37 protein-coding genes and 1 pseudogene are annotated in these 24,503 nt (G+C 67.4%); 6 read left to right on the top strand and 32 right to left on the bottom strand.

Translation table 11 applies throughout. The features are described 5' to 3' along the window. Together Q8S40_RS14325 and Q8S40_RS14320 are read right to left on the bottom strand one after the other, a co-directional pair. Positions 1–579 (bottom strand): AsmA family protein (locus Q8S40_RS14325; protein WP_305670904.1); only part of this gene is annotated, 579 nt, incomplete at its 3' end. A 39-nt stretch (positions 580–618) separates the two neighbouring features. Beyond that, a complete protein-coding gene (locus Q8S40_RS14320) occupies positions 619–1,599 on the bottom strand; it encodes an RluA family pseudouridine synthase (protein ID WP_304811634.1) in 981 nt (326 codons plus the stop codon). Positions 1,600–1,678: 79 nt separating this feature from the next. Here Q8S40_RS14320 and Q8S40_RS14315 point away from each other — a divergent pair, with 79 nt between their 5' ends. From Q8S40_RS14315 to Q8S40_RS14305, 3 genes are read left to right on the top strand one after another with little or no spacing between them, the layout of a single operon-like run. After that, on the top strand, positions 1,679–2,824 hold the full coding sequence (locus Q8S40_RS14315; RefSeq protein ID WP_305670903.1) for an acyl-CoA dehydrogenase family protein: 1,146 nt from the start codon (positions 1,679–1,681) through the stop codon (positions 2,822–2,824). After that, on the top strand, positions 2,821–4,023 hold the full coding sequence (locus Q8S40_RS14310) for a CaiB/BaiF CoA-transferase family protein (protein ID WP_305670902.1): 1,203 nt from the start codon (positions 2,821–2,823) through the stop codon (positions 4,021–4,023). The genes Q8S40_RS14315 and Q8S40_RS14310 overlap by 4 nt, the downstream gene beginning before the upstream one ends. Beyond that, complete coding sequence (locus tag Q8S40_RS14305; protein ID WP_305670901.1) at positions 4,020–5,048, top strand: acyl-CoA dehydrogenase family protein; 1,029 nt, start codon at positions 4,020–4,022, stop codon at positions 5,046–5,048. The genes Q8S40_RS14310 and Q8S40_RS14305 overlap by 4 nt, the downstream gene beginning before the upstream one ends. A 1-nt stretch (position 5,049) precedes the next feature. On the opposite strand, the gene Q8S40_RS14300 is transcribed toward Q8S40_RS14305, so the two are convergent. Together Q8S40_RS14300 and Q8S40_RS14295 are read right to left on the bottom strand one after the other, a co-directional pair. After that, positions 5,050–5,400 (bottom strand): CrcB family protein, encoded by a 351-nt coding sequence (locus Q8S40_RS14300; RefSeq protein WP_304811643.1) that lies wholly within the window; start codon positions 5,398–5,400, stop codon positions 5,050–5,052. Further along, positions 5,397–6,731: a replication-associated recombination protein A gene (locus Q8S40_RS14295; RefSeq protein WP_305670900.1), complete on the bottom strand. Its 1,335-nt coding sequence runs from the start codon at positions 6,729–6,731 to the stop codon at positions 5,397–5,399. Before Q8S40_RS14295 ends, Q8S40_RS14300 begins: the two co-directional genes overlap by 4 nt. Positions 6,732–6,816: 85 nt before the next feature. On the opposite strand from Q8S40_RS14295, the gene Q8S40_RS14290 reads away from it, so the two are divergent. From Q8S40_RS14290 to Q8S40_RS14280, 3 genes are all read left to right on the top strand, one after another. Beyond that, positions 6,817–7,803 carry a tripartite tricarboxylate transporter substrate binding protein gene (locus tag Q8S40_RS14290; protein ID WP_304811646.1) on the top strand — a complete coding sequence of 329 codons (987 nt, stop codon included), beginning with the start codon at positions 6,817–6,819 and terminating at the stop codon, positions 7,801–7,803. A gap of 53 nt (positions 7,804–7,856) precedes the next feature. Beyond that, positions 7,857–8,837: a tripartite tricarboxylate transporter substrate binding protein gene (locus tag Q8S40_RS14285; RefSeq protein ID WP_305670899.1), complete on the top strand. Its 981-nt coding sequence runs from the start codon at positions 7,857–7,859 to the stop codon at positions 8,835–8,837. Between the two features lie 136 nt (positions 8,838–8,973). Beyond that, complete coding sequence (locus Q8S40_RS14280; RefSeq protein ID WP_305670898.1) at positions 8,974–9,846, top strand: DMT family transporter; 873 nt, start codon at positions 8,974–8,976, stop codon at positions 9,844–9,846. Positions 9,847–9,898: 52 nt separating this feature from the next. Here the strand turns inward: Q8S40_RS14280 and rplQ are convergent, their stop codons facing one another. The 28 genes and pseudogenes from rplQ to tuf all read right to left on the bottom strand — a co-directional run. After that, a complete protein-coding gene (gene rplQ / locus Q8S40_RS14275; RefSeq protein ID WP_216837925.1) occupies positions 9,899–10,324 on the bottom strand; it encodes a 50S ribosomal protein L17 in 426 nt (141 codons plus the stop codon). A gap of 123 nt (positions 10,325–10,447) precedes the next feature. Continuing rightward, positions 10,448–11,461, bottom strand: a complete 1,014-nt coding sequence (locus Q8S40_RS14270; RefSeq protein WP_168050544.1) for a DNA-directed RNA polymerase subunit alpha — start codon at positions 11,459–11,461, stop codon at positions 10,448–10,450. A 43-nt stretch (positions 11,462–11,504) separates the two neighbouring features. Then, a complete protein-coding gene (gene rpsK / locus Q8S40_RS14265) occupies positions 11,505–11,903 on the bottom strand; it encodes a 30S ribosomal protein S11 (RefSeq protein ID WP_168050545.1) in 399 nt (132 codons plus the stop codon). Position 11,904: 1 nt separating this feature from the next. After that, positions 11,905–12,282, bottom strand: a complete 378-nt coding sequence (gene rpsM / locus Q8S40_RS14260; protein ID WP_304811656.1) for a 30S ribosomal protein S13 — start codon at positions 12,280–12,282, stop codon at positions 11,905–11,907. Between the two features lie 213 nt (positions 12,283–12,495). Continuing rightward, a complete protein-coding gene (locus Q8S40_RS14255) occupies positions 12,496–13,152 on the bottom strand; it encodes an adenylate kinase (protein ID WP_304811658.1) in 657 nt (218 codons plus the stop codon). Continuing rightward, positions 13,149–14,516 (bottom strand): preprotein translocase subunit SecY, encoded by a 1,368-nt coding sequence (gene secY / locus Q8S40_RS14250; protein WP_304811660.1) that lies wholly within the window; start codon positions 14,514–14,516, stop codon positions 13,149–13,151. The genes Q8S40_RS14255 and secY overlap by 4 nt, the downstream gene beginning before the upstream one ends. Before the next feature lie 147 nt (positions 14,517–14,663). Beyond that, positions 14,664–15,158, bottom strand: a complete 495-nt coding sequence (gene rplO, locus Q8S40_RS14245; protein ID WP_305670897.1) for a 50S ribosomal protein L15 — start codon at positions 15,156–15,158, stop codon at positions 14,664–14,666. Position 15,159: 1 nt separating this feature from the next. Next, positions 15,160–15,351: a 50S ribosomal protein L30 gene (rpmD, locus tag Q8S40_RS14240; RefSeq protein ID WP_304811665.1), complete on the bottom strand. Its 192-nt coding sequence runs from the start codon at positions 15,349–15,351 to the stop codon at positions 15,160–15,162. Next, positions 15,344–15,988: a 30S ribosomal protein S5 gene (rpsE, locus tag Q8S40_RS14235; RefSeq protein WP_305670896.1), complete on the bottom strand. Its 645-nt coding sequence runs from the start codon at positions 15,986–15,988 to the stop codon at positions 15,344–15,346. Before rpsE ends, rpmD begins: the two co-directional genes overlap by 8 nt. 11 nt (positions 15,989–15,999) lie before the next feature. Continuing rightward, complete coding sequence (gene rplR / locus Q8S40_RS14230; protein ID WP_305670895.1) at positions 16,000–16,365, bottom strand: 50S ribosomal protein L18; 366 nt, start codon at positions 16,363–16,365, stop codon at positions 16,000–16,002. Beyond that, positions 16,365–16,898 carry a 50S ribosomal protein L6 gene (gene rplF / locus Q8S40_RS14225; protein ID WP_304811671.1) on the bottom strand — a complete coding sequence of 178 codons (534 nt, stop codon included), beginning with the start codon at positions 16,896–16,898 and terminating at the stop codon, positions 16,365–16,367. The genes rplR and rplF overlap by 1 nt, the downstream gene beginning before the upstream one ends. 13 nt (positions 16,899–16,911) lie before the next feature. Continuing rightward, positions 16,912–17,310, bottom strand: coding sequence for a 30S ribosomal protein S8 (gene rpsH, locus Q8S40_RS14220; protein WP_304811673.1), 399 nt, complete (start codon positions 17,308–17,310; stop codon positions 16,912–16,914). 12 nt (positions 17,311–17,322) lie between these two features. Then, complete coding sequence (rpsN, locus tag Q8S40_RS14215; protein WP_216872784.1) at positions 17,323–17,628, bottom strand: 30S ribosomal protein S14; 306 nt, start codon at positions 17,626–17,628, stop codon at positions 17,323–17,325. 54 nt (positions 17,629–17,682) lie between these two features. Then, on the bottom strand, positions 17,683–18,216 hold the full coding sequence (rplE, locus tag Q8S40_RS14210; RefSeq protein ID WP_304811705.1) for a 50S ribosomal protein L5: 534 nt from the start codon (positions 18,214–18,216) through the stop codon (positions 17,683–17,685). Positions 18,217–18,380: 164 nt separating this feature from the next. Further along, positions 18,381–18,701, bottom strand: a complete 321-nt coding sequence (gene rplX / locus Q8S40_RS14205) for a 50S ribosomal protein L24 (RefSeq protein WP_304811678.1) — start codon at positions 18,699–18,701, stop codon at positions 18,381–18,383. Positions 18,702–18,705: 4 nt separating this feature from the next. Further along, the gene (rplN, locus tag Q8S40_RS14200; protein WP_216872787.1) at positions 18,706–19,074 is read right to left on the bottom strand and encodes a 50S ribosomal protein L14; all 369 of its coding nucleotides are present in this window, start codon (positions 19,072–19,074) and stop codon (positions 18,706–18,708) included. A 12-nt stretch (positions 19,075–19,086) separates the two neighbouring features. After that, positions 19,087–19,404 carry a 30S ribosomal protein S17 gene (gene rpsQ / locus Q8S40_RS14195; protein WP_304811681.1) on the bottom strand — a complete coding sequence of 106 codons (318 nt, stop codon included), beginning with the start codon at positions 19,402–19,404 and terminating at the stop codon, positions 19,087–19,089. Positions 19,405–19,416: 12 nt separating this feature from the next. Beyond that, positions 19,417–19,632 (bottom strand): 50S ribosomal protein L29, encoded by a 216-nt coding sequence (rpmC, locus tag Q8S40_RS14190; RefSeq protein WP_304811683.1) that lies wholly within the window; start codon positions 19,630–19,632, stop codon positions 19,417–19,419. Between the two features lies 1 nt (position 19,633). Continuing rightward, positions 19,634–20,059 carry a 50S ribosomal protein L16 gene (gene rplP / locus Q8S40_RS14185; RefSeq protein ID WP_216837909.1) on the bottom strand — a complete coding sequence of 142 codons (426 nt, stop codon included), beginning with the start codon at positions 20,057–20,059 and terminating at the stop codon, positions 19,634–19,636. Positions 20,060–20,071: 12 nt separating this feature from the next. Further along, positions 20,072–20,749 carry a 30S ribosomal protein S3 gene (gene rpsC, locus Q8S40_RS14180; RefSeq protein WP_304811685.1) on the bottom strand — a complete coding sequence of 226 codons (678 nt, stop codon included), beginning with the start codon at positions 20,747–20,749 and terminating at the stop codon, positions 20,072–20,074. A 1-nt stretch (position 20,750) separates the two neighbouring features. Then, positions 20,751–21,155 (bottom strand): 50S ribosomal protein L22, encoded by a 405-nt coding sequence (rplV, locus tag Q8S40_RS14175; RefSeq protein WP_304811686.1) that lies wholly within the window; start codon positions 21,153–21,155, stop codon positions 20,751–20,753. A 1-nt stretch (position 21,156) separates the two neighbouring features. Then, entirely contained in the window at positions 21,157–21,435 is a 279-nt protein-coding gene (gene rpsS, locus Q8S40_RS14170) for a 30S ribosomal protein S19 (RefSeq protein ID WP_304811688.1), read from the bottom strand. Between the two features lie 5 nt (positions 21,436–21,440). Then, on the bottom strand, positions 21,441–22,274 hold the full coding sequence (rplB, locus tag Q8S40_RS14165; RefSeq protein WP_304811691.1) for a 50S ribosomal protein L2: 834 nt from the start codon (positions 22,272–22,274) through the stop codon (positions 21,441–21,443). A gap of 4 nt (positions 22,275–22,278) precedes the next feature. Continuing rightward, positions 22,279–22,611, bottom strand: a complete 333-nt coding sequence (locus tag Q8S40_RS14160) for a 50S ribosomal protein L23 (RefSeq protein ID WP_168050563.1) — start codon at positions 22,609–22,611, stop codon at positions 22,279–22,281. Beyond that, positions 22,608–23,267: a 50S ribosomal protein L4 gene (gene rplD / locus Q8S40_RS14155; RefSeq protein ID WP_304811707.1), complete on the bottom strand. Its 660-nt coding sequence runs from the start codon at positions 23,265–23,267 to the stop codon at positions 22,608–22,610. The genes Q8S40_RS14160 and rplD overlap by 4 nt, the downstream gene beginning before the upstream one ends. 11 nt (positions 23,268–23,278) lie before the next feature. Beyond that, positions 23,279–23,998, bottom strand: coding sequence for a 50S ribosomal protein L3 (gene rplC / locus Q8S40_RS14150; protein WP_304811695.1), 720 nt, complete (start codon positions 23,996–23,998; stop codon positions 23,279–23,281). 23 nt (positions 23,999–24,021) lie between these two features. Then, positions 24,022–24,330 (bottom strand): 30S ribosomal protein S10, encoded by a 309-nt coding sequence (gene rpsJ, locus Q8S40_RS14145; RefSeq protein ID WP_092961082.1) that lies wholly within the window; start codon positions 24,328–24,330, stop codon positions 24,022–24,024. A gap of 32 nt (positions 24,331–24,362) precedes the next feature. Beyond that, positions 24,363–24,503: pseudogene (gene tuf / locus Q8S40_RS14140) on the bottom strand (elongation factor Tu); the annotation flags it as partial.

Below are 24,503 nucleotides of genomic sequence, written 5' to 3'. Positions count from 1 at the left end.
CGGGGCGGTGGCATCGAGGCGGGTGATCTCCACCGTCTCCGCCATGCCGTTGCGGGCGTCGCGCCAGCCGATGCGGCCGCGTTCGAGGCGCAGCGCGTCGATGCCGAGTGCCAGCGCCTCCCGCACCGCTTCCTCCGGCGCGGGGGCGGCCGGGGTGGCCTCGCTCGGGGTACGGGCGAATTGCCAGTTGCCGCGGCCCTGGGCATCGACCTCCAGCAGCAGGTCGGGGTCTTCCAGCTCGATGCGGGAGATACGGATCTCGCGGGAGAGCAGCGGCAGCAGCGCGGCCTGCACCTGCACGCGGCGCGCGGTCAACATGTTGGGGCGGCTGGCGCCCTCCGCATTGGCCAGCGCCACGTCGCGCAATTCGACGGTCGGCACCAGGGAAACGGCGAGGCGCATCTCGCCCACCGTGAAGGTCCGGCCGGTGGCGCGCTCCACCGCGGCAACCAGGCGCGGGCGCAGCGATTCGGCATCCAGCAGCAGCAGCGCGGCACCGAGGGCGAGCGCCGGAAGGCCAATGACGAGAGCGAGAAGAATCCAGGGCCAGCGGCGCCGGCGAGAAGTGGGTGCTGTCATGCGGAGCACCCTACCATCCCGAGAAGGCGGTGGTCTTCCTCAACTCACCCGGCGCGGCTTTGGCGTCCGGGGCGCCTCGAAGCCCAGGAACGCGAAAGTTTCCTTCATGTGCTGCGGCAGGGGTGCCGCCACTTCCAGATAGCCGCCGGTCGGGTGCGGCAGGCGCAGCGCGCGGGCGTGCAGATGCAGCTGCTCCGGCAGCCCCTCCATATGCGCGGCCTGGCCGCCATATTTGCCATCGGCCAGGATCGGGCAGCCCAGCGCCTCCGCCGCATGCACGCGAAGCTGGTGCGTGCGGCCGGTCAGCGGCTTCATCTCCAGCCAGGCGGCCTTGCGGCGCACGGCATCCAGCGTGCGGAAATCCGTGATGGCGTGCACGCCATCCTCGCCCTGTTCGGCCGGCACGGTGCGTTCGCCGCGCGGGCCGCCCTGGCGGGTCAGGGCCATGTTGATGCGCCCGGCGGGCGGGCTGGGCTCGCCGAGGACCACGGCCCAGTAGGTCTTCTCCACATCGCGGGACCGGAAGGCGGCAGCGAGCTTGGAGGCCGCGCCCACGGTGCGCGCCAGCACCAGCACGCCGGAGGTATCGCGGTCCAGCCGGTGCACCAGGCGGGGGCGCTCCGCCGCATCCAGTTGCAGCGCGTCCAGCATGCCGTCCAGGTGCTTCGTGATGCCGGGGCCGCCCTGCACGGGCAGGCCATGCGGCTTGTCCAGCACCAGCACTTCCGCATCCTTGTGGATGATCATGCGCAGCAGCGCCTTCGCATCCCGCTCATCCACCGGCTTCGGCGTGCGCGGCAGGGCGGCGTTGGGGTTCTCGGTGAAGGGCGGGATACGGATTTCCTGCCCGGCCTCGAGCCGGGTATTCGCCTCCGCGCGCTTGCCATCGACGCGGATCTGGCCGGTCCGCAGCATCTTCTGCACGGCGCCCTGGGTGAGCGCAGGCACATGGCGCTTCAGCCAGCGGTCCAGACGGGTGTCGCCCTCATCGGCGGCGACTTTTTTCAACTGCACGGTCATGGACGCGCCATAGCACGGGATGGACAGGCGCGCAGGCGCTGGATAAAGGTCATTCAACTGACCTAAGATTGGGGGGAGCATGGGCGATAGCCTCGATGCCTTGGACGAGGTCGCCTTCCGCGCGCATGTCCGCGCCTGGATCGAGGCGAACTGCCCGCCCGAACTGCGCTACCCGCAGCGCCGCCTGCATTGGCGGGACAACAAGCCCTGGTACCTGAAGCTGTCCGAAAAGGGCTGGCTGGCCCCCGCCTGGCCAGTCGAGCATGGCGGCATGGGGCTGGATGCGGCCAGGCAGCTTATCCTGCTCGAGGAGTTGGAGCGCCACGGCGCGCCGCGGATCAGCGACATGGGCGTGCTGATGCTGGGCCCGCTGCTGATCAAGCATGGCTCCGAAGCCCAGAAGGCGCATTTCCTGCCGCGCATTCTCTCGGGCGAGGATATCTGGGCGCAGGGCTATTCCGAACCCAATGCCGGCTCCGACCTGGCCGCGCTGCGGCTGGAAGCGCTGGACCAGGGCGATCACTGGGTGCTGAACGGCCAGAAGACCTGGATCACCTTCGCCAACGACGCCAACTGGATCTTTGTCCTCGCCCGCACCGATAAATCCGCGAAGAAGCAGGAGGGCATTTCCTTCCTGCTGCTGCCGATGGACAGCCCGGGCATCTCCGTGCGGCCGATCCTGAATCTCGACCTGCATGACGAGTTCTGCGAGGTGTTCTTCGACGCTGTCCGCGTGCCCAAGGACATGCTGGTGGGCGAGGTCAACAAGGGCTGGACCTACGCCAAGGCGCTGCTGGGTTTCGAGCGCATCGCCATCGGCTCGCCTCGCCTGTCCGCCAACGCGCTCGCCGCGCTGAAGCGGCTGGCGGAGGCGATGGGGCGGGCGGATGACCCGGCCTTCCTGGATCAATATGCGCGGTTCCGGCTGGAGCTGGCCGATCTCAAGGCGCTGTATGAGCGGTTCTCGGCGGCGCTGAAGCGGGGCGAGACGCTGGGGGCGGAGGTCTCGATCCTGAAGATCGTGGCGAGCGAGCTGTTCCAGCGCATCACCGACGCGCAGCTGGAAATGGCCGGCGAACATGCGGGCCTGCTGCACCCGATGCCCGGCCCGGCGCTGCACCCGGCAGGACAGTTCCTCCTGGCGCGGCCCGCCACCATCTTCGGCGGTTCCTCCGAAATCCTGCGCAACGTGTTGTCCCGCGCCCTTCTGGAGCTGCCCGCATGAGTGCCCTGCCAAAGATCCGCGTGCTGGACATGACGCGCGTCTTCGCCGGCCCCTGGGCGGCGCAGATGCTCGGCGATTTCGGTGCGGAGGTGGTGAAGATCGAGCAGCCGGGCGGCGGCGACGATGTGCGGCGCATGGGGTTCCGGAAGGTCGGCGCGGATGGCAGGCCGGTTGGGGAGACCTCTTCCTTCCTGGCGATGAACCGCAACAAGCGATCCATCGCGCTGGATATCGCCAAGCCCGAGGGCGCCGCGCTGCTGCGCGCCATGGCGGCCAAGGCCGATGTGTTCATCGAGAACTTCAAGACCGGCGGGCTGAAGAAATACGGGCTGGATCATGCCTCGCTGGCGGCGGTGAACCCGAAGCTGGTCTATTGCTCCATCACGGGTTTCGGCCAATCCGGTCCCTATGCCGCGCTGCCGGGCTATGACCCGATCTTCCAGGCGATGTCCGGGTTGATGAGCGTAACCGGCGTGGCCGATGGCGAACCGGGCGCGGGGCCCGCCGTGGTCGGCTACAGCGTGTCGGACATCAATGCGGGGATGTATGCGACGGTCGCCATCCTGGCCGCGCTGCATCACCGGGACACGGTGAGCGGCAAGGGGCAGCATATCGACCTGGCGCTGCTGGATGCGCAGGTGGCGGCGCATTCGCATATCGCCATGAACCACCTGGTTTCCGGCCGCATGCCGGTGCGGGCCGGCACGGCATCCCAGATCAACACGCCCTGGCAGGCGTTCTCCACCGCCGACCGGCCGCTGATGGTGGCGGTGGGCAATGACCGGCAATTTTCTCAGCTTTGCCAGGTGCTGGGCGTACCGGCGGACCCGCGCTTCGCCACCAACCCGCAGCGCATGGCGCATCGGGATGTGCTGCTGCCGCTGTTGCAGGACGCCTTCCTGAAACGCCGCGCGCAGGAGTGGATGGATGCGCTGAACGCGGTTGGCGTCTCCTCCGGCCCGATCAATGATTTCGCGGCGGTGGCGGAGGACCCGCAGATCCGGCATCGCGCGATGTTCTCGGCAACGCCGGATGGCGCGCCGACCATCGCCAACCCCGTGCGCTTTTCCGACACGCCGGTGGCCTATACGCGCGCGCCGCCGACGCTTGGGCAGCATACGGCGGAGGTGCTGGAAGAATGGCTCGGCACCGATGCTGCGGAGGCCGCAAGGCTGGCCAAGGCGGGCATCGTCGCATGAGCATGGTCGAGATGATCCGCGACAGCGCCGGGGCGGTGGCGCCGCGCGGTGGCGCCCTCACCCGCATCCGCGCGCTGCGCTTCACCCGGCCGGGCTTCGATGCCGCGGTGTGGCGGCAGATCGCGGAGATGGGCTGGATCGGGCTGCGCGTGGCGGAGGACCAGGGCGGCATCGGCCTCGGCATGGCCGAGTATTGCGCGCTGGCGGAGGAACTCGGCCGCGGCCTGGTGCCGGAACCGCTGGTGCAGGGCGCGCTGTCCGCCGCGCTGCTGGCGGCGTGCGGTGACGAAGCCGGCTTGGCCGCGCTGCTGGCGGGCGAGGCGCTGCCGCTGGTCGCCTGGCAGGAACGCGCGGATACGCTGGACGCACCCGGCACGCCGGAAACCCCGCGGCTGTTCGTTTCGATGGCGGCGGGTGCCACCGGCTTCCTGCTGCCGGTTCGCGAGGATGGCGCGCTGGTGCTGCATGCGGCGCAGGCTGTGCCCGAGATCGTCGAGACGCAGGATGGCGGCCATTACGGCACGATCACCGCGCGCGGCACGCGGATCGGCACGCTGCCCGTCGCGGCGCTGGAACGGGCGCTGGACGAAGCCACGCTGGCCAATGCGGCGATGCTGCTCGGCGTGATGGAGCGCAGCTTCGCCATGACGCTGGACTACCTCCTCACCCGCCAGCAATTCGGCAAGCCGATCGGCAGCTTCCAGGCGCTGCAGCACCGGGCTGTGGATTTGCAGATCCAGGTGACGCTGACCCGCGCCAGCGTGGAGGCCGCGGCCGCCACGCTGGATGCCGGCGCGCCCCCGGCCGCACGCCGCGCCGCCGTCTCCCGCGCCAAGGTGCGGGCGGCGGAGGCGGCGCTACTGGTCACGCGGGCCGCGGTGCAGTTGCATGGCGCCATCGGCTACACGGACGAATACGATGTCGGCCTGTATCTGCGGAAGGCGATGGTGCTGGCCAACCAGTTCGGCAGCGCGGCCCTGCACCGGCGCCGCTTCACGGCGAATGCCGTGGATGCGGATGAGTGAGCTACCGGCGCAATAGTCCGTAGGTCAGTGCGAAGGCTGCCAGCCCCAGCACGACGGACGCCGCGACATAGGCCGCGGCAATCCAGGGATTGCGCTCGAACAGGAAGCCGGTCTCCAGGCTGAAGGCGGAGAAGGTGGTGAAGCCGCCGAGAACACCCGTCACCAGCAGCAGCCGCATCTCCCCCTGCACACCCAGCGCGGCGGCCAGGCCGATGGCGGCACTGCCCAGGATGTTCACCGCCAGCGTGCCCCAGGGGAAGGCCACGCCGAACTGGGCGATCGACAGAAGCGCGATGGCGTAGCGCAGGACCGAGCCGATGGCGCCGCCCAGGGCGACGAGGAGGAAGTTCATCGCTTGCGCTTCCGGCTTCGCAGCGCATCCCATTCCTTCATCCGCGCCGCCACCGCCGCCTCCGCCCCGCGTTCCGTCGGGCTGTAGAAGCGCTGCTTCTGCATTCCGGGCGGCCAGTAATCGGCGCCCGAGAATCCTTCCTCCGCATCGTGGTCGTATTCGTAGCCCTCGCCGTAGCCGAGTTCCTTCATCAGCTTCGTCGGCGCGTTGAGGATGTTGGGCGGCGGCATCAGGCTGCCGGTCTGCTTCGCCGCGCGCATCGCGGCACCAAAGCCCGCATACAGCGCATTGGATTTCGGCGCGGTGCCGAGATGCACCACCACCTGCGCCAGCGCCAGTTCCCCCTCCGGCGAGCCCAGCCGCTCATAGGCCTCCCACCCCGCCAGCGCGATCTGCAACGCCCGGGGATCGGCCATGCCGACATCCTCGGAGGCAAAGCGCAGCAGGCGGCGGGCGATGAAGCGCGGGTCCTCGCCGCCGGTCAGCATGCGCGCGAACCAGTACAGCGCCGCATCCGGGTCCGATCCGCGCAGCGATTTGTGCAGCGCGGAGATGAGGTTGTAGTGCTCCTCCCGGTCCTTGTCGTACAGCGCGGCACGCTTCGCCAGCAGCGCCGCGAGCGCCGTGGGGTCGAGCAGTTCGCCGCCCGGCGGCAGGGCCAGCAACTGCTCCACCATGTTCAGCAGATAGCGACCGTCGCCATCGGCCATGCCGGAAAGGCTCTCCCGCGCCTCCGGCGTCAGCGGCAACGTGCGAACTTCCTCAGCCTCGGCGCGGGCCATCAGGTCTTCCAGCGCCGCCTCGTCCAGCCGCTTCAGCACCAGCACCTGGCAGCGCGACAGCAGCGCGCCGTTCAGCGCGAAGGAGGGGTTTTCGGTGGTGGCGCCGATCAGCGTGACGGTGCCGTCCTCGACCACCGGCAGGAAGCCATCCTGCTGGGCGCGGTTGAAGCGGTGGATCTCATCCACGAACAGCAGCGTGCCTCGCCCGTTGCGGCGGCGCATGCGGGCTTCGTCAAACGCCCGTTTGAGGTCCGCGACGCCCGAGAACACCGCCGAGAGTGCGACAAAGGACAGCCCTGCGGCCTCGGCCAGCAGCCGCGCGATGGTGGTCTTGCCCACCCCCGGCGGCCCCCACAGGATGATGGAGGACAGGCTGCCGCGCGCCAGCATGCCGGTGACGCTGCCCTCCGCCCCCACCAGGTGATCCTGGCCCACCACCTCCTCCAACCGCCGCGGACGCAGGCGATCGGCCAGGGGGCGCGGGCCGGGGGGCGGCGCCTGCGCCTCGGATTCGGGCAGGCTGCCGAACAGGTCGGGCGGTAGGGTCATGGCGCCCAGTCTAGCCCGAAGCGGGGTGGCGGGAACCGGGCGGGCACGGCATGTTGCGAACCAAATCAATCCGGAGGTTCCGCCAATGACCAATCTCAGCCGCCGCAGCCTGGCTGCCGGCCTGCTGGCCGCCCCCTTCCTCGGCCGCGCCGCCGCCGCCCAGGGCGGCACGCCCTGGGCACCAAGCCGGCCGATCCGCATGATTGCCCCCTACCCGCCCGGTGGCGGCGTGGACACCACATCCCGCCTTCTGGCCACGCCGATGGGCAACTTCCTCGGCCAGCCGGTGATCGTGGAGAACCGCGCCGGTGCCGGCGGGTCCATCGCCGCGGCGGATCTGGCGCGCAGCGCGCCGGATGGGCAGACCATCATGATCGATGCGCTGGCGCACACCGTGAATCCGTCGCTGCTGCGTGGCCTGTCCTTCGACTACGCCACCGCCTTCACACCGATCAGCCAGGTGGTGGTGTTGCCGCAGATCCTGGCGGTGAACCGGGACATCCCGGTCAGCACCCTGCCGGAATTCGTCGCATGGGCGAAGGCGCGGCAGGGCACGCTCTCCTACGGCTCATCCGGCAACGCCACGGCCGCGCATCTGGCCGCCGCGCTGTTCCTGAACCGGGCGGGGCTGGATATCCAGCATGTGCCCTATCGCGGCGGTACGCCGGCGTTGCAGGACCTGCTCGGCGGGTCCATCACCTTCGTCTTCGGCACCGTCTCCTCCTCCCTGCAGTTGGCGCGCGACGGGCGGTTGAAGCCGCTGGCGGTCAGCACCGCGCAGCGCATCGCGGCGCTGCCCGATGTTCCGACGGTGGCCGAGCAGGGCTTCCCCGGCTACGAGCTGAATGAGTGGAACGGCCTGTATGCCCCCGCCGGCCTGCAGCCGGGCGTCGCGCAGCGGCTGTTTGAGGCCGCCAAGCACGCGCTGGAGGATACGACCGTGCGCGCGCGGCTGGACACGCTGGGCGCCCTGCCGCTCGGCACCCCGCCAGCTGAATTCGCCCGTTATGTGGCGCAGCAGCGGGAGATCATGGGCCAGCTGGTCCGCGACGCGAAGATCGAGGTGGGTTGACCGCCCCGCCACCCCATCCGATCTGACCCGCCAACAACACACGGAGACGCCCGATGCTGCCGAACGCCGCCCTGTCCCGCCGCACCCTGCTGGCGGCCAGCCCCGCGCTGGCCCTGGCCACGCCTGCGCTGGCGCAATCCGCCTGGCCGAGCCGCTCGATCCGCCTCGTCGTACCCTTCTCCGCCGGCGGCGCCGCGGACAGCGCGGCGCGGGTGATCACGCCGCATATGGGCCAGCGCCTGGGCCAGAACTTCGTGGTGGAAAACCGCACCGGCGCCAGCGGCAGCCTGGGCGGGAACGAGGTCGCGCGTGCCACGGACGGACACACCTTCCTGTGGGACGCCTCCTCCCACCTGGTGAACCCGGCGCTGCTGCCGCGCCTGCCCTTCGACTACGCCACCGCCTTCACGCCGATCAGCCTGGTCGTCGCCTTCCCCTCCTCCATCGCGGTGAAGAACGACTTTCCGGCGACCACGCTGGCGGAATTCGTCGCGGCCGCGAAGGCGCGGCCGGGGGTGATCACGGTGGGCACCCAGGGCAACGCGACGGCGGGGCATCTCGGCCTGGTGGCCTTCGCCCGGCGGGCGGGCATCGAGGTGATCCACGTGCCCTATCGTGGCGGTGCCGCGGCGGCGCAGGATCTGGCGGCCGGCGCCATCGATGCGGTCTTCACCACGCTGGTCTCGGCCGGGCCGGTGGTGGAAGGTGGGCGGGCGCGCTTCCTGGCGGTTGGCACGACGCAGCGGGTGGAAAGCCGCCCGGAGGTGCCCACCATCTCCGAGAGCGGCTTCGAGGGTTTCGAATCCAATGAATGGGCGGGCCTGTTCGGCCCCGCCAACACGCCGCCGGCCGTGGTGCAGGCGCTGTCCGATGCGCTGGTGGAGGCGGTGGCGGTGCCCGCCATTCGCCAGCGCCTGGTGCAGATCGGCTGCGTGCCGCTGGCCACCCGCCCGGATGATTTCGCCCGTTTCGTCACCGAGGGCCGCGCCGCGATGGCCGCCCTGGTGCGGGACGCGAATATCCGCGCGGAGTGAGACCGAAGCTCTTCGGTCCGGACCCGTGGCCGGTGCTTCCGGCCGCGGTCGTGCATCCGGCGCGCCGCTTTTGCGGCGCGCCACGCAAGGCGCCTGCGCCTGAGGCGCCGATCGGTCACGACCCGCGGAATTCCGCATGAGCCACACCGCCAATCGCAACCTCGCCGGCATCCTGCTGATGTCGGTGGCGGTGCTCGGCTTCTCGCTGAACGATGTGCTGGGCAAGTGGCTGGTCGCCACTTATGCGGTGGCACAGGTCCTGGTGCTGCGCAGCATCGCGGCACTGCTGGTGCTGGCACCGATGATCGCGCGCGAGGGGGCGGTGCCGCTGCTGCGCCCGCCGCGCCCGCGGCTGCAGATGGTGCGGATCGCCTGCGGCACGCTGGAGGTGACGGCCTTCTATTGGGCCGTCTCCATGATGCCGCTGGCGGACACCATGGCCTTCTGGATGGCGACGCCGATCTTCGTGGCAATCGGCAGCGCGGTGCTGCTGGGCGAAAGGCTGGAACGGAAGCGCTTCGCCGCCGTGGTACTGGGCTTCGTCGGCGTGGTGGTGGCGCTGGGCGCGGGGCTGGACAATGGCCTGCTGCCAACGCTGGTCGCGATCGGGGGCACGGTGCTCTATTCCGGCTACCTGCTGGCGACGCGGGAGTTGCGCGGCACCTCCGCCACCGTGCTGGCCACCTACCAGATGGGTGCGGCGCTGGTGCTGGGCCTGGTGCTGGCGCCCTTCGGCTGGGTGCCGGTGACCTGGCTGGATGCCGGCCTGCTGATGCTGCTGGGCGTGGTGGGTGTGGCCGCGCATCTGGCCGTCACACGATCCCTCGCCCTGGCGCCGGCCCCGGTGGTGGTGCCCTGGCAATACGCCATGATCCTGTGGGCCATCCTGTTCGGCTGGCTGGTCTTCGATGAAGTGCCGGAGCCAGGCATGCTGGCGGGCGTCGCCATCATCATCGGCGCCGGCTTCTGGCTGACCCGGCTGGAACTGAAGGTCGCACGGCGGACATGAAAAAGGGCGCCTCGCGGCGCCCTGTCCCAAAGCCCTGAAAGGGGATGAGGCTTTACGCCTCGTCCGCCTCGCTCGGCACCGTCTCCGGCCGCGGGCCGCTGTCGAGGCCCTTGGCCGCGACATCGCGCTCAATCAGCTCGATCACCGCCATGTCGGCCGCATCGCCGTAGCGGACGCCGGCCTTCAGCACGCGGGTATAGCCGCCGGCGCGGGTCTTGTAGCGATCCGCGATGGTGGAGAACAGCTTGTCCACCACCTTCGGGTCGCGGATCTGCGCATAGGCCTGACGGCGCGCATGCAGGTCGCCGCGCTTGCCGAGCGTGATGATGCGCTCGACATACGGGCGCAGCTCCTTCGCCTTCGGCAGGGTGGTGGAGATCTGCTCGTGCTTCAGCAGGGCGGTCGCCATGCTGCGGAGCATCGCGAGCCGATGGCTGGTGGTAACGCCGAGCTTACGGCCGGATACGCCGTGACGCATGGTCCTGTTTCCTTAGAGAACCCGAACCCCCGCCTTCAGCGGGAGCACGGTGTATTTGTGCAGCGCAGTTTCACACTCATAGTCGGGGAGCGTGACTGCCCCTCCGCCCGCCCGAATTCGCCCTCAGAAGGGCTCTTCGAGCTTCTTCGCCAGATCCTCGATGTTCTCCGGCGGCCAGCCCGGCACGGTAATGCCGAGGCCGAGGCCCATGGAGGCGAGGACTTCCTTGATCTCGTTCAGCGACTTCCGGCCGAAGTTCGGCGTACGGAGCATTTCCTGCTCCGTCTTCTGAACCAGGTCGCCGATATAGACGATGTTGTCGTTCTTCAGGCAGTTCGCCGAGCGGACCGAGAGCTCCAGCTCGTCGACCTTGCGCAGCAGGTTGCGGTTGAAGGGCAGATCGTCGCGGATCTCCTCCACCACACGCTGGCGCGGCTCCTCGAAGTTGATGAAGAGCTGCAGCTGCTCCTGCAGGATGCGCGCAGCGATGCCAACCGCATCCTCCGGCGTCACCGTGCCATCGGTCTCGACCGTCAGGACCAGCTTGTCGTAGTCGGTCTTCTGGCCTACGCGGGTCGGCTGCACCTGGTAGGCCACGCGGCGCACCGGGGAGTAGATGGCATCGATCGGGATCAGGCCGATCGGTGCATCCTCGGGGCGGTTCTCACTGGCCGGGACATAACCCTTGCCGGTGTCGACCGTCAGCTCCATGGACAGCTTGGCGCCGTCATCGAGCGAGCAGATCACCAGGTCCGGGTTCGAGATCTCGATATCGCCGCTGGTCTGGATCTGGCCGGCGGTCACTTCGCCCGGGCCGGTCGCGGTCAGCTGCAGGCGCTTCGGCCCATCGCCCTGCATGCGGACGGCAAGCTGCTTCACGTTCAGGACGATGTCCGTCACGTCTTCCCGCACGCCCTGGAGGCTGCTGAATTCGTGCAGCGCGCCATCGATGCGCACCGCCGTGACGGCCGCGCCCTGCAGGGAGGACAGCAGGATGCGGCGCAGCGCGTTGCCGAGCGTCATGCCGAAGCCGCGCTCCAGCGGCTCCGCCACCAGAGTGGCCAGACGAGTCGGATCAGCGCCGAGCTCGACGTCCTTCTTGGTCTCGATCAGCGAACGCCAATTCTTCTCGATCACGGTCTATTCCCCTGCCCAGCCCCGGTAAGCGTAGCGTCGCGTCTCAGACGCGGCGGCGCTTGCGCGGGCGGCAGCCATTGTGCGGGATGGGCGTCACGTCGCGGATGGCCGTGACGTAGAAGCCAACGGCCTGCAAGGCACGCAGCGCCGACTCACGACCCGAACCCGGACCGGAGACCTGGATTTCCAGGGTCTCCATACCGTGCTCGCGCGCCTTCTTGCCGGCATCCTCGGCGGCAACCTGGGCGGCGTAGGGCGTGCTCTTGCGGCTGCCCTTGAAGCCCTGGCTGCCGGCCGACGACCAGGCGATGGCATTGCCCTGCGCGTCGGTGATGGTCACCACGGTGTTGTTGAAGGAGGCGAGGACATGCGCCACGCCGGAAGAAATGTTCTTCCGCTCCTTCTTGCGAGGGCGGCTGCCGGCGCGGGGTTCGCGAGCCATCTTACTTCGTCACCTTCTTCTTGCCGGCGATCGCCACGGCCTTGCCCTTGCGGGTGCGCGCATTGGTATGCGTGCGCTGGCCACGAACCGGCAGGCCCTTGCGGTGACGCAGGCCGCGGTAGCAGGCCATGTCCATCAGCCGCTTCTTGTTCATCGCCTCTTCACGGCGCAGGTCGCCCTCGACCCGGTAATCCCGGTCGATGAGCTCACGCACGCGGAGGATCTCGTCATCCGTCATCTGGTTGACACGACGGTCCTCGGGGATGCCGAGCTGCTCGCAGATCACCTTCGCGTTCTGCGGACCGATGCCATAGATGTAGCGAAGCGAGATGAGCACCCGCTTGTTGGTTGGGATGTTCACGCCGGCGATACGCGCCACGGTGCCTCTCTCCTCGTCGGGCCTATGGCCCGCTCCAAAAACTGGGCCTGCGGCCCGACAATAACCAGGCCCGCAGGGGCCCCGCCGACCCTAGGCCCGATCCGCGAATCTCGCTGAACGGCCCGAATCAGGCATGCAACGGCGAAGAGCGGCCGGAGGAACCTCCGAACCGCAGGGGCCGGGTGCTACACCGACCCCGCCGGGGGAGTCAAGTCATCCGGCCTTGCGGTCGAGGAGCGCGGCCAATTGCCGTGTCACCTCATCCATCTCAGCCATGCCATCAACCTGCTGCAACTTGCCCTGCGCCGCGTAATGCGGCAGCAACGGCGCCGTCTGGCGATGATAGGCATCAAGCCGCGCCGCCACCGTCTCCGCCCTGTCATCGGCGCGGCGGATGAACTCCGTGCTGCCGCAGACATCACAGACGCCGGCCAGCTTGGGCGACTTGAAGCGGTCGTGGTAGCCCTCGCCGCATTTGGCGCAGGTGAAGCGCCCGGCGATACGGTCGACCAGCGCCGCATCATCGACCTTCAGTTCAATGACCTGGTCCAGCGGCAGGGCCTGCTCGGCCAACATGCCGTCAAGCGCCTGCGCCTGCGGTACGGTGCGGGGAAAGCCATCCAGGATGAAGCCACGGGCCACATCGGGCGCCTTCACGCGGGCCGCCAGCATCCCGATCAGGATGCTGTCCGGCACCAGTTCTCCCCGCTCCATGATGGCCTTGGCTTCGCGGCCGATGTCGGAGCCCGACTTCACCTCGGAGCGCAGCATGTCCCCGGTCGCGATCTGGATCACGCCGTAGCGTTCCTCCAGCCGCTTGGCCTGCGTGCCTTTGCCGGCGCCCGGAGGCCCCAGCAGGATCAACCTCATCGCCCGCGTCCCCCCGGTTGCGTGCCACGGCCACCGAGCCGAGCCTTCTTGATAAGCCCCTCATACTGATGGGCGAAAAGATGTGACTGCACCTGTGCCACCGTGTCCATGGTCACGGAGACAATGATGAGCAGCGACGTCCCCCCGAAGTAGAATGGCACGCCGTAATTCGAGATCAGGATTTCCGGAAGGATACACACCACCGACAGGTAGATGGCACCCACTGCGGTCAGCCTGGTCAGCACGCGGTCGAAATACTGCGCCGTCGGCAGGCCCGGACGGATGCCGGGCACGAAGCCACCGTATTTGCGAAGGTTGTCCGCCGTATCCTGCGGGTTGAACACCACGGCCGTGTAAAAGAACGCGAAGAAGACAATGAGCGTGAGGTACAGCGCCATGTACAGCGGCTGCCCATGCGCCAGCAGATTGGCGGCATCCGTGACCCACGATTGCTCGGTCTGATCGGTGCGGAACGCCGCGAAGGTGGCCGGCAACAGCAGCAAGGACGAGGCAAAGATCGGCGGCATCACGCCGGCGGTGTTCAGCTTGAGCGGCAGATGGGTATTCTCACCACCGAACATCCGGTTGCCGACCTGGCGCTTCGGATACTGCACCGGGATCCGTCGCTGCGCCCGCTCGACGAAGACGACCAGGGCAATCACCAGCAGCGCGACCAGCAGGAAGGCCATGATGAAGAAGGTGGACAGCGCACCGGTGCGGCCCAGTTCCAGCGTGCTGGCCAGCGCGGAGGGCAGGTTCGCCACGATACCCGCGAAGATGATCAGGCTGATGCCGTTGCCGATGCCGCGCGCGGTAATCTGCTCACCGAGCCACATCAGGAACATGGTGCCGCCAACCAGCGTGATGACGCAGGACAGGCGGAAGAACCAGCCCGGATCATGCACCGCCGCGCCGAAGCTGCCGCGCAGACTCTCAAGCCCGATGGCAATGCCGTAGGCCTGGAAGATCGCAATGAACAGACACAGGTAGCGCGTGTACTGGTTGAGCTTCTTCCGCCCCGACTCGCCTTCCTTCTTCAAGGCTTCCCAGGAGGGAATGGCGGCCGTCATCAGCTGCACGATGATGCTGGCGGAGATGTAGGGCATGATGTTGAGCGCGAAGATCGTCATGCGCCCCAGCGAGCCGCCGGTGAACATGTCGAACATGCCCATGATGCCGCCGCCCATCTGCTGGAGCAGTTCGGCCATGACGCTGGCATCAATGCCCGGCACCGGGACGTAGGAGCCGATCCGGTACACGATCAGGGCGCCCAGGGTGAACCAAAGCCGATTCTTCAGCTCGGTCGCCTTGGCCAGGACCCCGAGATTCAGATTGGCCGCAAGCTGTTCGGCGGCGGACGCCATGTGCGATCCCTCCTCGCGAAAGCGGCGCCCCCATGCCACGCCGAGAAGGCAGGCCCGGGACGCCGCGTCGCAGCTATCCTAAAGTGCCGCCCAGGACCCGCAGGTGCAAGGGCGACAACAGCTTTCCGAAGCGAAGAGGCCGTAGCCTCAGGCTTCTTCGGCCGGGGCCTCGGCGGGCGCGACCAGCAGGGTCAGCGTACCACCCGCGGCCGCGATCGCCGCCGCAGCAGCTCCGGAAGCGCCGGAGACGGTCAGCGTCACCGCACGGGTGATATCGCCGGTGGCGAGCAGCCGCACGCCGGCATAGCGCGGGGCGGAACGCACCACGCCGGAGGCCTGCAGCATCGCCTCGTCGATCATGCCCTCGGCCGGCAGGCGACCATCGGCGATCGCCTTGTCGAGCGCGCCGAGGTTCAGCGGCGCATAGAGCTTGCGGAACGGGTTGACGAAGCCCCGCTTCGGCAGGCGCCGATAGATCGGGAGCTGACCGCCCTCGAACCCATTCAGCGTCACGCCGGTGCGGGCCTTCTGACCCTTCACGCCGCGGCCAGAGGTCTTGCCCTTGCCGGAGCCGATACCACGGCCAATGCGCTTGAACTTCGGCCGGGCGCCGTCGTTGTCGCGGATTTCGTTGAGCTTCATGTTATTCCCCGTCCACCTTCACCAGGTGGGCGACCTTCCGGATCATGCCGCGCACGGAGGGGGTATCCTCCAGCTCGCTGGTCCGGCGGATCTTGTTCAGGCCCAGCCCGATCAGCGTTTCCCGCTGACCCGGCTTACGGCCGATCGGCGACCCGGTCTGGGTCAGCTTCACGGTCTTCTTGCTCTCAGACATTCGCAGCCTCCGGCGCCGCACCCTCGGCGACGTCCTTGCGCGGGCCGAGCAGGTCGGAGACCTTCTTGCCACGGCGCGCCGCCACAGCCCGCGGGCTGGTGCAACGGCCGAGCGCGGCGAAGGTCGCCTTCACCATGTTATGCGGGTTCGTCGTGCCGGTGCACTTGGCGACCACGTCACCCATGCCCAGCGTCTCGAACACCGCACGCATCGGACCGCCGGCGATGATGCCGGTACCGGCCGGTGCGGCGCGCAGAATGACGCGGCCGGCACCGAATTCACCGACCTGGTCGTGGTGCAGGGTACGGCCCTCACGCATCGGCACGCGGATCATCGTGCGCTTGGCACGTTCCGTTGCCTTGCGGATGGCCTCCGGCACCTCGCGCGCCTTGCCGGCGCCCCAGCCCACGCGGCCCTTCTGGTCGCCAACGACGACCAGCGCGGCGAAGCTGAAGCGACGACCGCCCTTCACCACCTTGGCGACGCGGTTGATGGTGACGAGCTTGTCCTTAAGCTCATCGCCGTCCTGCCGGTCCTGCCGATTCTCATTGCGGTCGCGACCGCGGCCACGACGGCGATCGCCGCCCTCACCACCGCCACCGCCGCCCTGCTCGCCGCTCCTGGGTTCCCGTGCCATTCCCGAACTCCTCAGAAGGAGAGGCCGCCCTCGCGGGCAGCCTCCGCGAGTGCCTTGACCCGGCCGTGATACAGATACGGCCCACGGTCGAACACCACTTCCACCACGCCAGCGGCCAGCGCGCGCTCTGCAACCAGCTTGCCGACGGCCGCCGCAGCGTCCTTGTCGGCACCGGTCTTCAGTTCTTCGCGCATCGGCTTCTCGATCGAGGAGGCGGCCGCAACGGTGCGACCAGCCTTGTCGTCGATGACCTGGGCGTAGATGTGCTTGCCCGAGCGGAAGACGGACAGGCGCACGCGCCCGCCGGACTTCATCCTGAGCTGGTAGCGCAGCCGCGAACGGCGGCGCTCCGTCAATGCGAGCTTCTTGTCGGCCATTACTTCTTCTTACCCTCCTTCCGGAGGATCACCTCGTTGTCGTAGCGCACGCCCTTGCCCTTGTAGGGCTCCGGGCCGCGATACGCGCGGATCTCAGAGGCCACCTGGCCAACCTGGCGCTTGTCAGCGCCTTCCACCTTGATGGAGGTCGGCTTCTCGCAGGTGATCTTGATCCCCGCCGGGATCGGATAGCGGATGTCGTGGCTGTAGCCGAGGTTGAGCACAAGCTCCTTCCCCTGCACCGCCGCACGATAGCCGGTGCCGGTGATCTCCATGTTCCGGGTGAACCCGGTGGAGACGCCCGTCACCATGCTCTGGATCAGGCTGCGGGTGGTGCCCCACATGGTGCGGGCCTTGCGGTCCGACCCACGCGGTGCAACCGCGACCTCGCCACCCTCGATGGTGACGTCCACTTCGTCCGTCAGGTCGAGCGACAGCTCGCCATTCTTGCCCTTGGCCACGATCCTGCGGTCCTGGAGCGCCACCTGGACGCCTGCCGGAACCGGGACCGGATATTTACCGACGCGAGACATGTCTATCCTCCCGTCAGAATACGCGGCAAAGGACTTCGCCGCCAACATTGGCAGCGCGAGCCTCATTGTCGCTCATCACACCCTTGGGCGTGGAGAGGATGGAAATGCCGAGGCCGGAGTAGAACTTCGGCAGCTCCGCGATCTTGGAATACACCCGGCGGCCCGGCTTGGACACGCGTGCGATTTCCTTGATGGCGGGCTCGCCCTCGGAATACTTCAGCTCGATGCTGATCACGCTGATGCCCGGGCGCAGCTGCTCGGTGGCGAAGGCGCGGATGTAGCCTTCGCGCTTCAGCACATCGAGCACATTCTCCCGCAGGCGGGAGGCCGGCGCCACGCAACGGCTTTGCCGTGCGCGCTGGGCATTGCGGATACGGGTGAGCATGTCACCCAACGGATCGGACAGCGACATTCGCGGCCCTCCTTACCAGCTGGCCTTAACCAGCCCGGGGATCTGGCCATTATTGGCGAGATCACGGAGCTGGTTACGGCTGAGCTTGAACTTGCGGTAGTTACCGCGGGGACGGCCAGTGAGCTCACAGCGCAGGCGCACGCGAATCTTGGCGCCGTTGCGGGGCAACTGCGCCAATTTCAGCGTCGCCTCGAAGCGTTCCTCGACGGGCAGCTCGCGATCCATCACCACCGCCTTGAGGGCGGCGCGCTTGGGCGCATGCAGCTTCGAGAGCCGTTCACGACGCTTGTTCTTCATGACAGACGAGGTCTTGGCCATGCCGTCTCAAATCCTCCGGAACCTGCCTGACAAGCTGTCAGGCGGTTTTCCAAATCAGTTGGCGAAAGGAAGGTCGAACGCCTTGAGGAGCGCCTTGGCTTCCTTGTCGGTCTTCGCGGTGGTCACGAACTGGATGTCCATGCCGCGCACCACGTCCACCTTGTCGTAGTTGATCTCGGGGAACACGATCTGCTCCTTCAGACCCATGGCGTAGTTGCCACGGCCATCGAAACCACGGTTGCCCGGGATACCACGGAAGTCGCGCACGCGCGGCAGGGCAATCGTCACCAGGCGGTCGAGAAACTCGAACATCCGGCCCTTGCGGAGCGTGACCTTGCAGCCGATCGCCTGACCTTCGCGGATCTTGAAGCCCGCGATCGCCTTGCGCGCCTTGGTCTTCACCGGCTTCTGGCCGGAGATCGCCATCAAGTCCGCCACGGCCGCGTCCAACTTCTTGGAATCGCCGGCGGCTTCGCCAACGCCCATGTTGATCACGATCTTCTCGAGCTTCGGAACCTGCATCGGGTTCTTGTAGCCGAACTCCTCGGAGAGCGCCTTGCGGATCTCATCCTCGTAGCGGCGCCGCATGCGCGGCAGCTCGGCCGGCGAAGCCTGCGCCGCACCCGCCTTGGCAACCGCGGCAGGGGACGCCGGCGCAACGCGCTGCTCGCCACCCTTGGCGGCCGGCGCGGCGTTGCTCTTCTTCGGGGGCGTCGACTTGGCCGGAGCCTTGCCGCCCTTCTTGGTCCCGCTCATCGGTCAATCACCTCGCCGGAGGGCTTGGCCACGCGCACCTTGCGGCCATCCTCGAGCACCTTGAAGCCAACCCGCGTCGCCTTGCCGGACACCGGATCGATCAGCGCGAGGTTGGAGAGGTTGATCGGCCCCTCCTTCTCCACGATGCCACCCGGCTTGCCCATGCCCTGCGGCTTGGTATGGCGCTTCACCATGTTCACGCCCTGCACGAAGGCGCGGTTTTCCTCGGGCACGACGCGAATGACATCGCCCTTCTTGCCCTTGTCGCGACCGGCGAGAACCTCGACCCGGTCGCCCTTCTTGATCTTCGCAGCCATGGCCTTACAGGACCTCCGGCGCCAGCGAGATGATCTTCATGAACTTGCGCCCACGCAGCTCACGCACGACCGGTCCGAAGATACGGGTCCCGATCGGCTCACCCTGCTTGTTGATCAGCACCGCGGCGTTGCCGTCGAAGCGGATCGCGGTGCCATCGATGCGCCGCACGGGATAGGCCGTGCGAACGATGACGGCGCGATGCACCTCGCCCTTCTTCACCTTGGCGCGGGGAATCGCTTCCTTGACGGAAACGACGATGATGTCACCCACCGACGCCGTGCGGCGCTTCGACCCGCCCAGCACCTTGATGCACTGGACGCGACGCGCGCCGGAGTTGTCGGCGACATCGAGGTTGGATTCGACCTGGATCATGTCCTGTCCGCCTCAGCTGGCCGAAGCAGGCGCATCGGCGGCCGGCTTCGCGGCGACGACCGGGGCTTCGAAGCCCTCCGGACGCTCAACCGCTTCGCCATTCCGCGCGACCACCAGCCACGACTTGTTCTTGCTGATCGGGCGGCATTCCTCGATCGACACCAGGTCGCCTTCCTTGCAGAGGTTCGCCGCGTCATGCGCTGCGTACTTCTTGGAACGACGGATGAACTTCTTGTAGAGCGGATGCATCACGCGACGCTCGACCAAGACGGTAATCGTCTTGTCGGTCTTGTCGCTGACCACCCGGCCCGTGAGGACGCGCCTCGGCATCGCCCGAACCCCTTAAGCTTGTTTCGCCGAGCCGCGGACGCGCTCGGTCATGATCGTCTTCGCCCGCGCAATATCACGGCGAACTTCCTTGATGCGACCCGTCGCCTCAAGCTGACCGGTGGCCCGCTGGAAGCGCAGGTTGAACTGCTCCTTCCGAAGGTTCACCAGCATCTCCTGCAGCTCGTCCGGGGTCTTGGCCCGCACGTCCGCGATCTTTGTCTGCGCCATCTCAGGCCTCCGCCGTGGCGCCGAGGCGCGTCACGATCTTCGTCTTGATCGGCAGCTTCGCCGCACCCAGCTCGAGCGCCTCGCGGGCAATCTCACCCGAGACGCCGTCCAGCTCGAACATGATCCGGCCGGGCTTCACCCGTGCCACCCAGTATTCCGGCGCGCCCTTGCCGGAGCCCATGCGGACTTCGGCCGGCTTGGTCGAGACGGGCACATCCGGGAAAATCCGGATCCACACCCGCCCCTGGCGCTTCATGGCGCGCGTAATGGCGCGCCGCGCCGCCTCGATCTGCCGCGCCGTCACCCGCTCGGGCTCCAGCGCCTTCAGGCCGAAGCCGCCGAAGGTCAGGGTAAAGCCGCCACGGGCGATACCCTTGATGCGGCCCTTATGGGCCTTGCGAAACGTCGTGCGCTTAGGCTGCAGCATCGTACATCACTCTCAGCGCTGAGGCGCTTGTTCCGCGGCGCGCTTGTCCTGCGCCATCGGATCATGGGCCATGACTTCGCCCTTGAAGATCCACACCTTGACACCGCAGGTGCCGTAGGTGGTCTTCGCGGTCGCGACGCCGAAATCGATATCCGCACGCAGCGTGTGCAACGGCACACGGCCTTCGCGGTACCACTCCATACGCGCAATTTCAGCCCCGCCCAAACGGCCAGAGCAGTTGATGCGGATGCCGCCGGCGCCGAGCCGCATGGCGGACTGCACGGCGCGCTTCATCGCGCGGCGGAAGGCCACGCGGCGCTCCAGCTGCTGCGCAATGCTCTCGGCAACCAGCGTGCTGTCGATCTCCGGCTTGCGGATCTCGACGATGTTCAGCGAGACCTCGGCCCCGGCCATCTTGGCCAGGTCCTTGCGCAGGTTCTCGATGTCCGCGCCCTTCTTGCCGATCACCACGCCAGGGCGTGCGGCATGAATGGTCACGCGCGGCTTCTTAGCCGGACGCTCGATCACCACACGGGACACGCCGGCGCCCTTCAGGCGCTCACGCAGCGTCTTCCGCAGCTTCAGATCCTCATGCAGCATCCGCGCATAGCCACGGTCCGCATACCAGCGGCTGTCCCAGGTGCGGTTGATGCCGAGCCGGAGCCCGATCGGATTGACTTTGTGACCCATGTTACGCGGCCTCCTGCTGTGCCGCCGGCGCCGGAACGGTCTGCTCCGCCACAACGATCTTCAGATGGCTGAACCACTTCTCGATCTGCGAGGACCGGCCACGGCCACGCGCATGGAAGCGCTTCATCACCACCGCGCGGCCAACCTCGGCCTTGAGGACGACCAGGCGGTCGACATCCAGGCTGTGGTTGTTCTCGGCGTTGGCGATCGCGCTCTCGAGCGTCTTCTTCACCGTCTGCGCGATGCGGCGCTTCGAGAAGGTCAGCGTCGCAACGGCGTCCTGCGCCGTGCGGCCACGGATCAACCCCGCCACCAGGTTCAGCTTACGCGGGCTGACACGAATATTCTTCGTGATGGCCTGCGCTTCGGTTTCTTCGAGCCCGCGCTCGTGCTTCGGCTTGCTCATGTCAGCCTCGCTTCGCCTTCTTGTCGGACGAGTGTCCGGTGAAGGTGCGCGTCGGCGAGAACTCGCCGAACTTGTGGCCCACCATGTTCTCGTTCACCTGCACCGGGATGAACTTCTTGCCGTTATAGACACCGAAGGTCAGGCCGACGAATTGCGGCAGGATCGTGCTGCGGCGCGACCAGATCTTGATGATCTCGCTGCGGCCCGATGCACGGGAGGCTTCTGCCTTGTTGAGCAGGTAGCCGTCGACGAACGGCCCCTTCCAGACGCTGCGCGACATTGCCGTCAGCCCTTCGTCGCGTTGCGGCGCCGGACGATAAGCCGGTCCGTACGCTTGTTGTTACGGGTCTTGGCACCCTTGGTGGGCTTGCCCCACGGGGTAACCGGGTGGCGACCGCCCGAGGTCCGGCCTTCACCACCACCATGCGGGTGATCGACCGGGTTCATGACGACGCCGCGAACATGCGGACGGAAGCCCATCCAGCGGGTGCGGCCAGCCTTGCCCATCTGCTGGTTGCTGTTGTCCGGGTTGGACACGGCGCCAATGGCGGCCATGCACTCGGCCCGCACCAGGCGAACCTCACCGGACATCAGCTTCACCTGCGCGTAGCCGGAGTCCTTGCCGACCAGCTGGCAGAAGGTGCCCGCGGAGCGCGCGATCTTCGCACCGGCGCCCGGCTTCATCTCCAGGCAATGCACGATGGTGCCAACCGGGATATTGGCCAGCGGCATCGCGTTGCCCGGCTTGATGTCGACCTTCTCGCCCGAAATCACGCTGTCGCCGGCCTTCAGGCGCTGCGGCGCAATGATATAGGCGAGTTCGCCATCCGCATACTTCAGCAGCGCAATCCAGGCGGAGCGGTTCGGGTCGTATTCCAGACGCTCGACCACCGCCGCCACATCGAACTTGCGGCGCTTGAAATCGACGATGCGGTAGGACTGCTTATGTCCGCCGCCCCGGAACCGGACCGTGGTACGGCCATGGTTGTTGCGGCCGCCGGAATGCGACTTGCCCTCGGTCAAGCCCTTGACGGGCTTGCCCTTCCACAGGTCGGACCGATCGACCAGGACCGTCCCGCGAAGGGACGGCGTGACCGGGTTAAAATTCTTCAATGCCATGGCGTTACGCGAGCCCCGTTGTGAGGTCGATGGTCTGGCCGGCCTGCAGCTTGACCACCGCCTTCTTCCAATCGGACCGCTGGCCCTTGCGCCCACGGAACCGCTTGGCCTTGCCCTTCATCACCAGCGTGTTCACCGCCTCGACCTGGACGTTGAACAGCTTCTCGACCGCCTGCCGGATCTCCGGCTTCGTCGCATCCAGCGTCACCTTGAAGGTGACCTGGCTGCTCTCGTTCAGGCGGGTCGCCTTTTCCGTCACCACCGGCGCCAGGATTACCTGGTACAGGCGCTCCGCGGACAGGACCTTGCCGCGCGGCTTGGTTGCCGTCTCGCTCATGCCTCGGACTCCTTCTCGGCGCCAGACAGATCGGCACCGTTCAGACGCTGGGCCAGAGCCTCGAGCCCGGCCCGCGTCACCGCGAGCACGTCGTGGTTCAGGATGTCGTAGACATTGGCACCCACGGTCGGCAGCACATCGATCTTCGGGATGTTCCGAGTGACGCGGGCGAAGCCCGCATCCACCGTCGCATCAATGACCAGTGCGCTATCCCAGCCGAGCGCCTTGAGCTGCGCCACCATGGCCGAGGTCTTGGCCTCGTCATTCGCGGTCGCCGTGTCCAGCACGATCAGCTTGCCAGCCGCAACCTTGGCGGATAGCGCGCAGATCAGGCCCAGACGGCGGACCTTCTTGTTCAGGTTGTAGCCGTGATCACGGACCACCGGCCCGTGCACGATGCCACCCTTGCGGTACTGCGGCGCACGAAGGGAGCCCTGGCGCGCATTGCCGGTGCCCTTCTGCCGGTACGGCTTCTTGGTGGTGCCGGACACTTCGCCCATGCCCTTGACCTTATGGGTCCCGGCACGGCGCTTGGCGAGCTGCCAATGCACCACGCGGGCCATGATGTCGGCCCGCGGAGCGACGCCGAACAGCGACTCCGGCAGGTCTACCTGGCCCACGGAGGCGTTGTCGAGATTGATGACAGGAAGCTGGATCGCCATGATGTTTACCCTTGCGCCCCAGCTTCTGCGGCCACACCGGCCGGATACGGCGCATCGGCATGGCGCGCGCGCTTCACCGCATCGCGCACCAGCACGTAGCTGCCCTTGGAGCCCGGAACGGCACCCTTCACCAGCAGAAGCCCGCGCTCCGCATCGTGCCCGGCGATGACCAGGTTCTGCGTGGTCACGCGCTCGACACCCATGTGGCCGGCCATCTTCTTGTTCTTGAAGGTCTTGCCCGGATCCTGACGGTTGCCGGTAGAACCATGCGAACGGTGGCTGACCGACACGCCGTGCGATGCCTCGAGGCCCGAGAAGTTCCAGCGCTTCATCGCGCCGGCGAAGCCCTTGCCCTGCGTGGTGCCGGTCACGTCGATCTTCTGGCCGGTCACGAAATGCCCGATGTCGAGCTTCGTGCCAGGCGCCAGAGTCGCGTCCTCAGCCACGCGGAACTCCACGGTCTTGCGCGGCGCTTCGACGCCAGCCTTCGCAAAGTGGCCCTTCTGCGGGTTCGTCACGTTCTTCGGCTTGGCGACGCCGATGCCGATCTGGACGGCAACGTAGCCATCCTTCTCCATCGTGCGCTGCGCGATGACGCGAACGTTGTCGACATGCAGAACGGTAACAGGGACGGTGGACCCGTCCTCATTGAAAAGCCGGGTCATCCCCAGCTTCCGGGCGATCAGCCCGGAACGGCCCGTAACCTGACGGCCTGTGATGGACATAATGTCGGTCCTTTATCCGTCGCTCAGAGCTTGATCTCGACGTCCACGCCGGAGGCGAGGTCGAGCTTCATCAGCGCGTCCACGGTCTGCGGGGTGGGATCGACGATATCGAGCAGGCGACGGTGCGTGCGGATCTCAAACTGCTCGCGCGACTTCTTGTCGACGTGCGGCGAGCGATTGACGGTGAAGCGTTCGATCTGCGTCGGCAGCGGGATGGGCCCGCGCACCCGCGCACCCGTCCGCTTGGCCGTGTTGACGATCTCCCGCGTGCTGCCATCGAGCACGCGGTGATCGAACGCCTTCAGGCGAATGCGGATGTTCTGGCTGTCCATGGCGCTTTGGCCCGTATCCCTTCAGTCGTCGCTTACTTGACGATCTTGGCGACGACGCCGGCGCCGACGGTGCGGCCGCCTTCGCGGATCGCGAAGCGCAGGCCCTCATCCATCGCGATCGGCGCGATCAGTTCCACGTCCATCGTCACGTTGTCGCCCGGCATCACCATCTC

It is taken from the genome of Falsiroseomonas sp. (assembly GCF_030695085.1).
GTDB lineage: Bacteria > Pseudomonadota > Alphaproteobacteria > Acetobacterales > Acetobacteraceae > Falsiroseomonas.
The sequence above is the reverse complement of the archived record's forward strand: the minus strand, read 5'-3'. Positions and strand labels throughout refer to the sequence as shown.

Excerpts from the sequence above, each read along its gene's own strand:
- Q8S40_RS14320 (WP_304811634.1), bottom strand. The coding sequence starts at position 1,599 with ATGACCGTGCAGTTGAAAAAAGTCGCCGCCGATGAGGGCGACACCCGT.
- Q8S40_RS14315 (WP_305670903.1), top strand. The coding sequence starts at position 1,679 with ATGGGCGATAGCCTCGATGCCTTGGACGAGGTCGCCTTCCGCGCGCAT.
- Q8S40_RS14310 (WP_305670902.1), top strand. The coding sequence starts at position 2,821 with ATGAGTGCCCTGCCAAAGATCCGCGTGCTGGACATGACGCGCGTCTTC.
- Q8S40_RS14305 (WP_305670901.1), top strand. The coding sequence starts at position 4,020 with ATGAGCATGGTCGAGATGATCCGCGACAGCGCCGGGGCGGTGGCGCCG.
- Q8S40_RS14300 (WP_304811643.1), bottom strand. The coding sequence starts at position 5,400 with ATGAACTTCCTCCTCGTCGCCCTGGGCGGCGCCATCGGCTCGGTCCTG.
- Q8S40_RS14295 (WP_305670900.1), bottom strand. The coding sequence starts at position 6,731 with ATGACCCTACCGCCCGACCTGTTCGGCAGCCTGCCCGAATCCGAGGCG.
- Q8S40_RS14290 (WP_304811646.1), top strand. The coding sequence starts at position 6,817 with ATGACCAATCTCAGCCGCCGCAGCCTGGCTGCCGGCCTGCTGGCCGCC.
- Q8S40_RS14285 (WP_305670899.1), top strand. The coding sequence starts at position 7,857 with ATGCTGCCGAACGCCGCCCTGTCCCGCCGCACCCTGCTGGCGGCCAGC.
- Q8S40_RS14280 (WP_305670898.1), top strand. The coding sequence starts at position 8,974 with ATGAGCCACACCGCCAATCGCAACCTCGCCGGCATCCTGCTGATGTCG.
- rplQ (WP_216837925.1), bottom strand. The coding sequence starts at position 10,324 with ATGCGTCACGGCGTATCCGGCCGTAAGCTCGGCGTTACCACCAGCCAT.
- rpsK (WP_168050545.1), bottom strand. The coding sequence starts at position 11,903 with ATGGCTCGCGAACCCCGCGCCGGCAGCCGCCCTCGCAAGAAGGAGCGG.
- Q8S40_RS14255 (WP_304811658.1), bottom strand. The coding sequence starts at position 13,152 with ATGAGGTTGATCCTGCTGGGGCCTCCGGGCGCCGGCAAAGGCACGCAG.
- secY (WP_304811660.1), bottom strand. The coding sequence starts at position 14,516 with ATGGCGTCCGCCGCCGAACAGCTTGCGGCCAATCTGAATCTCGGGGTC.
- rplO (WP_305670897.1), bottom strand. The coding sequence starts at position 15,158 with ATGAAGCTCAACGAAATCCGCGACAACGACGGCGCCCGGCCGAAGTTC.
- rpmD (WP_304811665.1), bottom strand. The coding sequence starts at position 15,351 with ATGTCTGAGAGCAAGAAGACCGTGAAGCTGACCCAGACCGGGTCGCCG.
- rpsE (WP_305670896.1), bottom strand. The coding sequence starts at position 15,988 with ATGGCACGGGAACCCAGGAGCGGCGAGCAGGGCGGCGGTGGCGGTGGT.
- rplR (WP_305670895.1), bottom strand. The coding sequence starts at position 16,365 with ATGGCCGACAAGAAGCTCGCATTGACGGAGCGCCGCCGTTCGCGGCTG.
- rplF (WP_304811671.1), bottom strand. The coding sequence starts at position 16,898 with ATGTCTCGCGTCGGTAAATATCCGGTCCCGGTTCCGGCAGGCGTCCAG.
- rpsH (WP_304811673.1), bottom strand. The coding sequence starts at position 17,310 with ATGTCGCTGTCCGATCCGTTGGGTGACATGCTCACCCGTATCCGCAAT.
- rpsN (WP_216872784.1), bottom strand. The coding sequence starts at position 17,628 with ATGGCCAAGACCTCGTCTGTCATGAAGAACAAGCGTCGTGAACGGCTC.
- rplE (WP_304811705.1), bottom strand. The coding sequence starts at position 18,216 with ATGCGGCGCCGCTACGAGGATGAGATCCGCAAGGCGCTCTCCGAGGAG.
- rplX (WP_304811678.1), bottom strand. The coding sequence starts at position 18,701 with ATGGCTGCGAAGATCAAGAAGGGCGACCGGGTCGAGGTTCTCGCCGGT.
- rplN (WP_216872787.1), bottom strand. The coding sequence starts at position 19,074 with ATGATCCAGGTCGAATCCAACCTCGATGTCGCCGACAACTCCGGCGCG.
- rpsQ (WP_304811681.1), bottom strand. The coding sequence starts at position 19,404 with ATGCCGAGGCGCGTCCTCACGGGCCGGGTGGTCAGCGACAAGACCGAC.
- rpmC (WP_304811683.1), bottom strand. The coding sequence starts at position 19,632 with ATGGCGCAGACAAAGATCGCGGACGTGCGGGCCAAGACCCCGGACGAG.
- rplP (WP_216837909.1), bottom strand. The coding sequence starts at position 20,059 with ATGCTGCAGCCTAAGCGCACGACGTTTCGCAAGGCCCATAAGGGCCGC.
- rpsC (WP_304811685.1), bottom strand. The coding sequence starts at position 20,749 with ATGGGTCACAAAGTCAATCCGATCGGGCTCCGGCTCGGCATCAACCGC.
- rplV (WP_304811686.1), bottom strand. The coding sequence starts at position 21,155 with ATGAGCAAGCCGAAGCACGAGCGCGGGCTCGAAGAAACCGAAGCGCAG.
- rpsS (WP_304811688.1), bottom strand. The coding sequence starts at position 21,435 with ATGTCGCGCAGCGTCTGGAAGGGGCCGTTCGTCGACGGCTACCTGCTC.
- rplB (WP_304811691.1), bottom strand. The coding sequence starts at position 22,274 with ATGGCATTGAAGAATTTTAACCCGGTCACGCCGTCCCTTCGCGGGACG.
- Q8S40_RS14160 (WP_168050563.1), bottom strand. The coding sequence starts at position 22,611 with ATGAGCGAGACGGCAACCAAGCCGCGCGGCAAGGTCCTGTCCGCGGAG.
- rplC (WP_304811695.1), bottom strand. The coding sequence starts at position 23,998 with ATGTCCATCACAGGCCGTCAGGTTACGGGCCGTTCCGGGCTGATCGCC.
- rpsJ (WP_092961082.1), bottom strand. The coding sequence starts at position 24,330 with ATGGACAGCCAGAACATCCGCATTCGCCTGAAGGCGTTCGATCACCGC.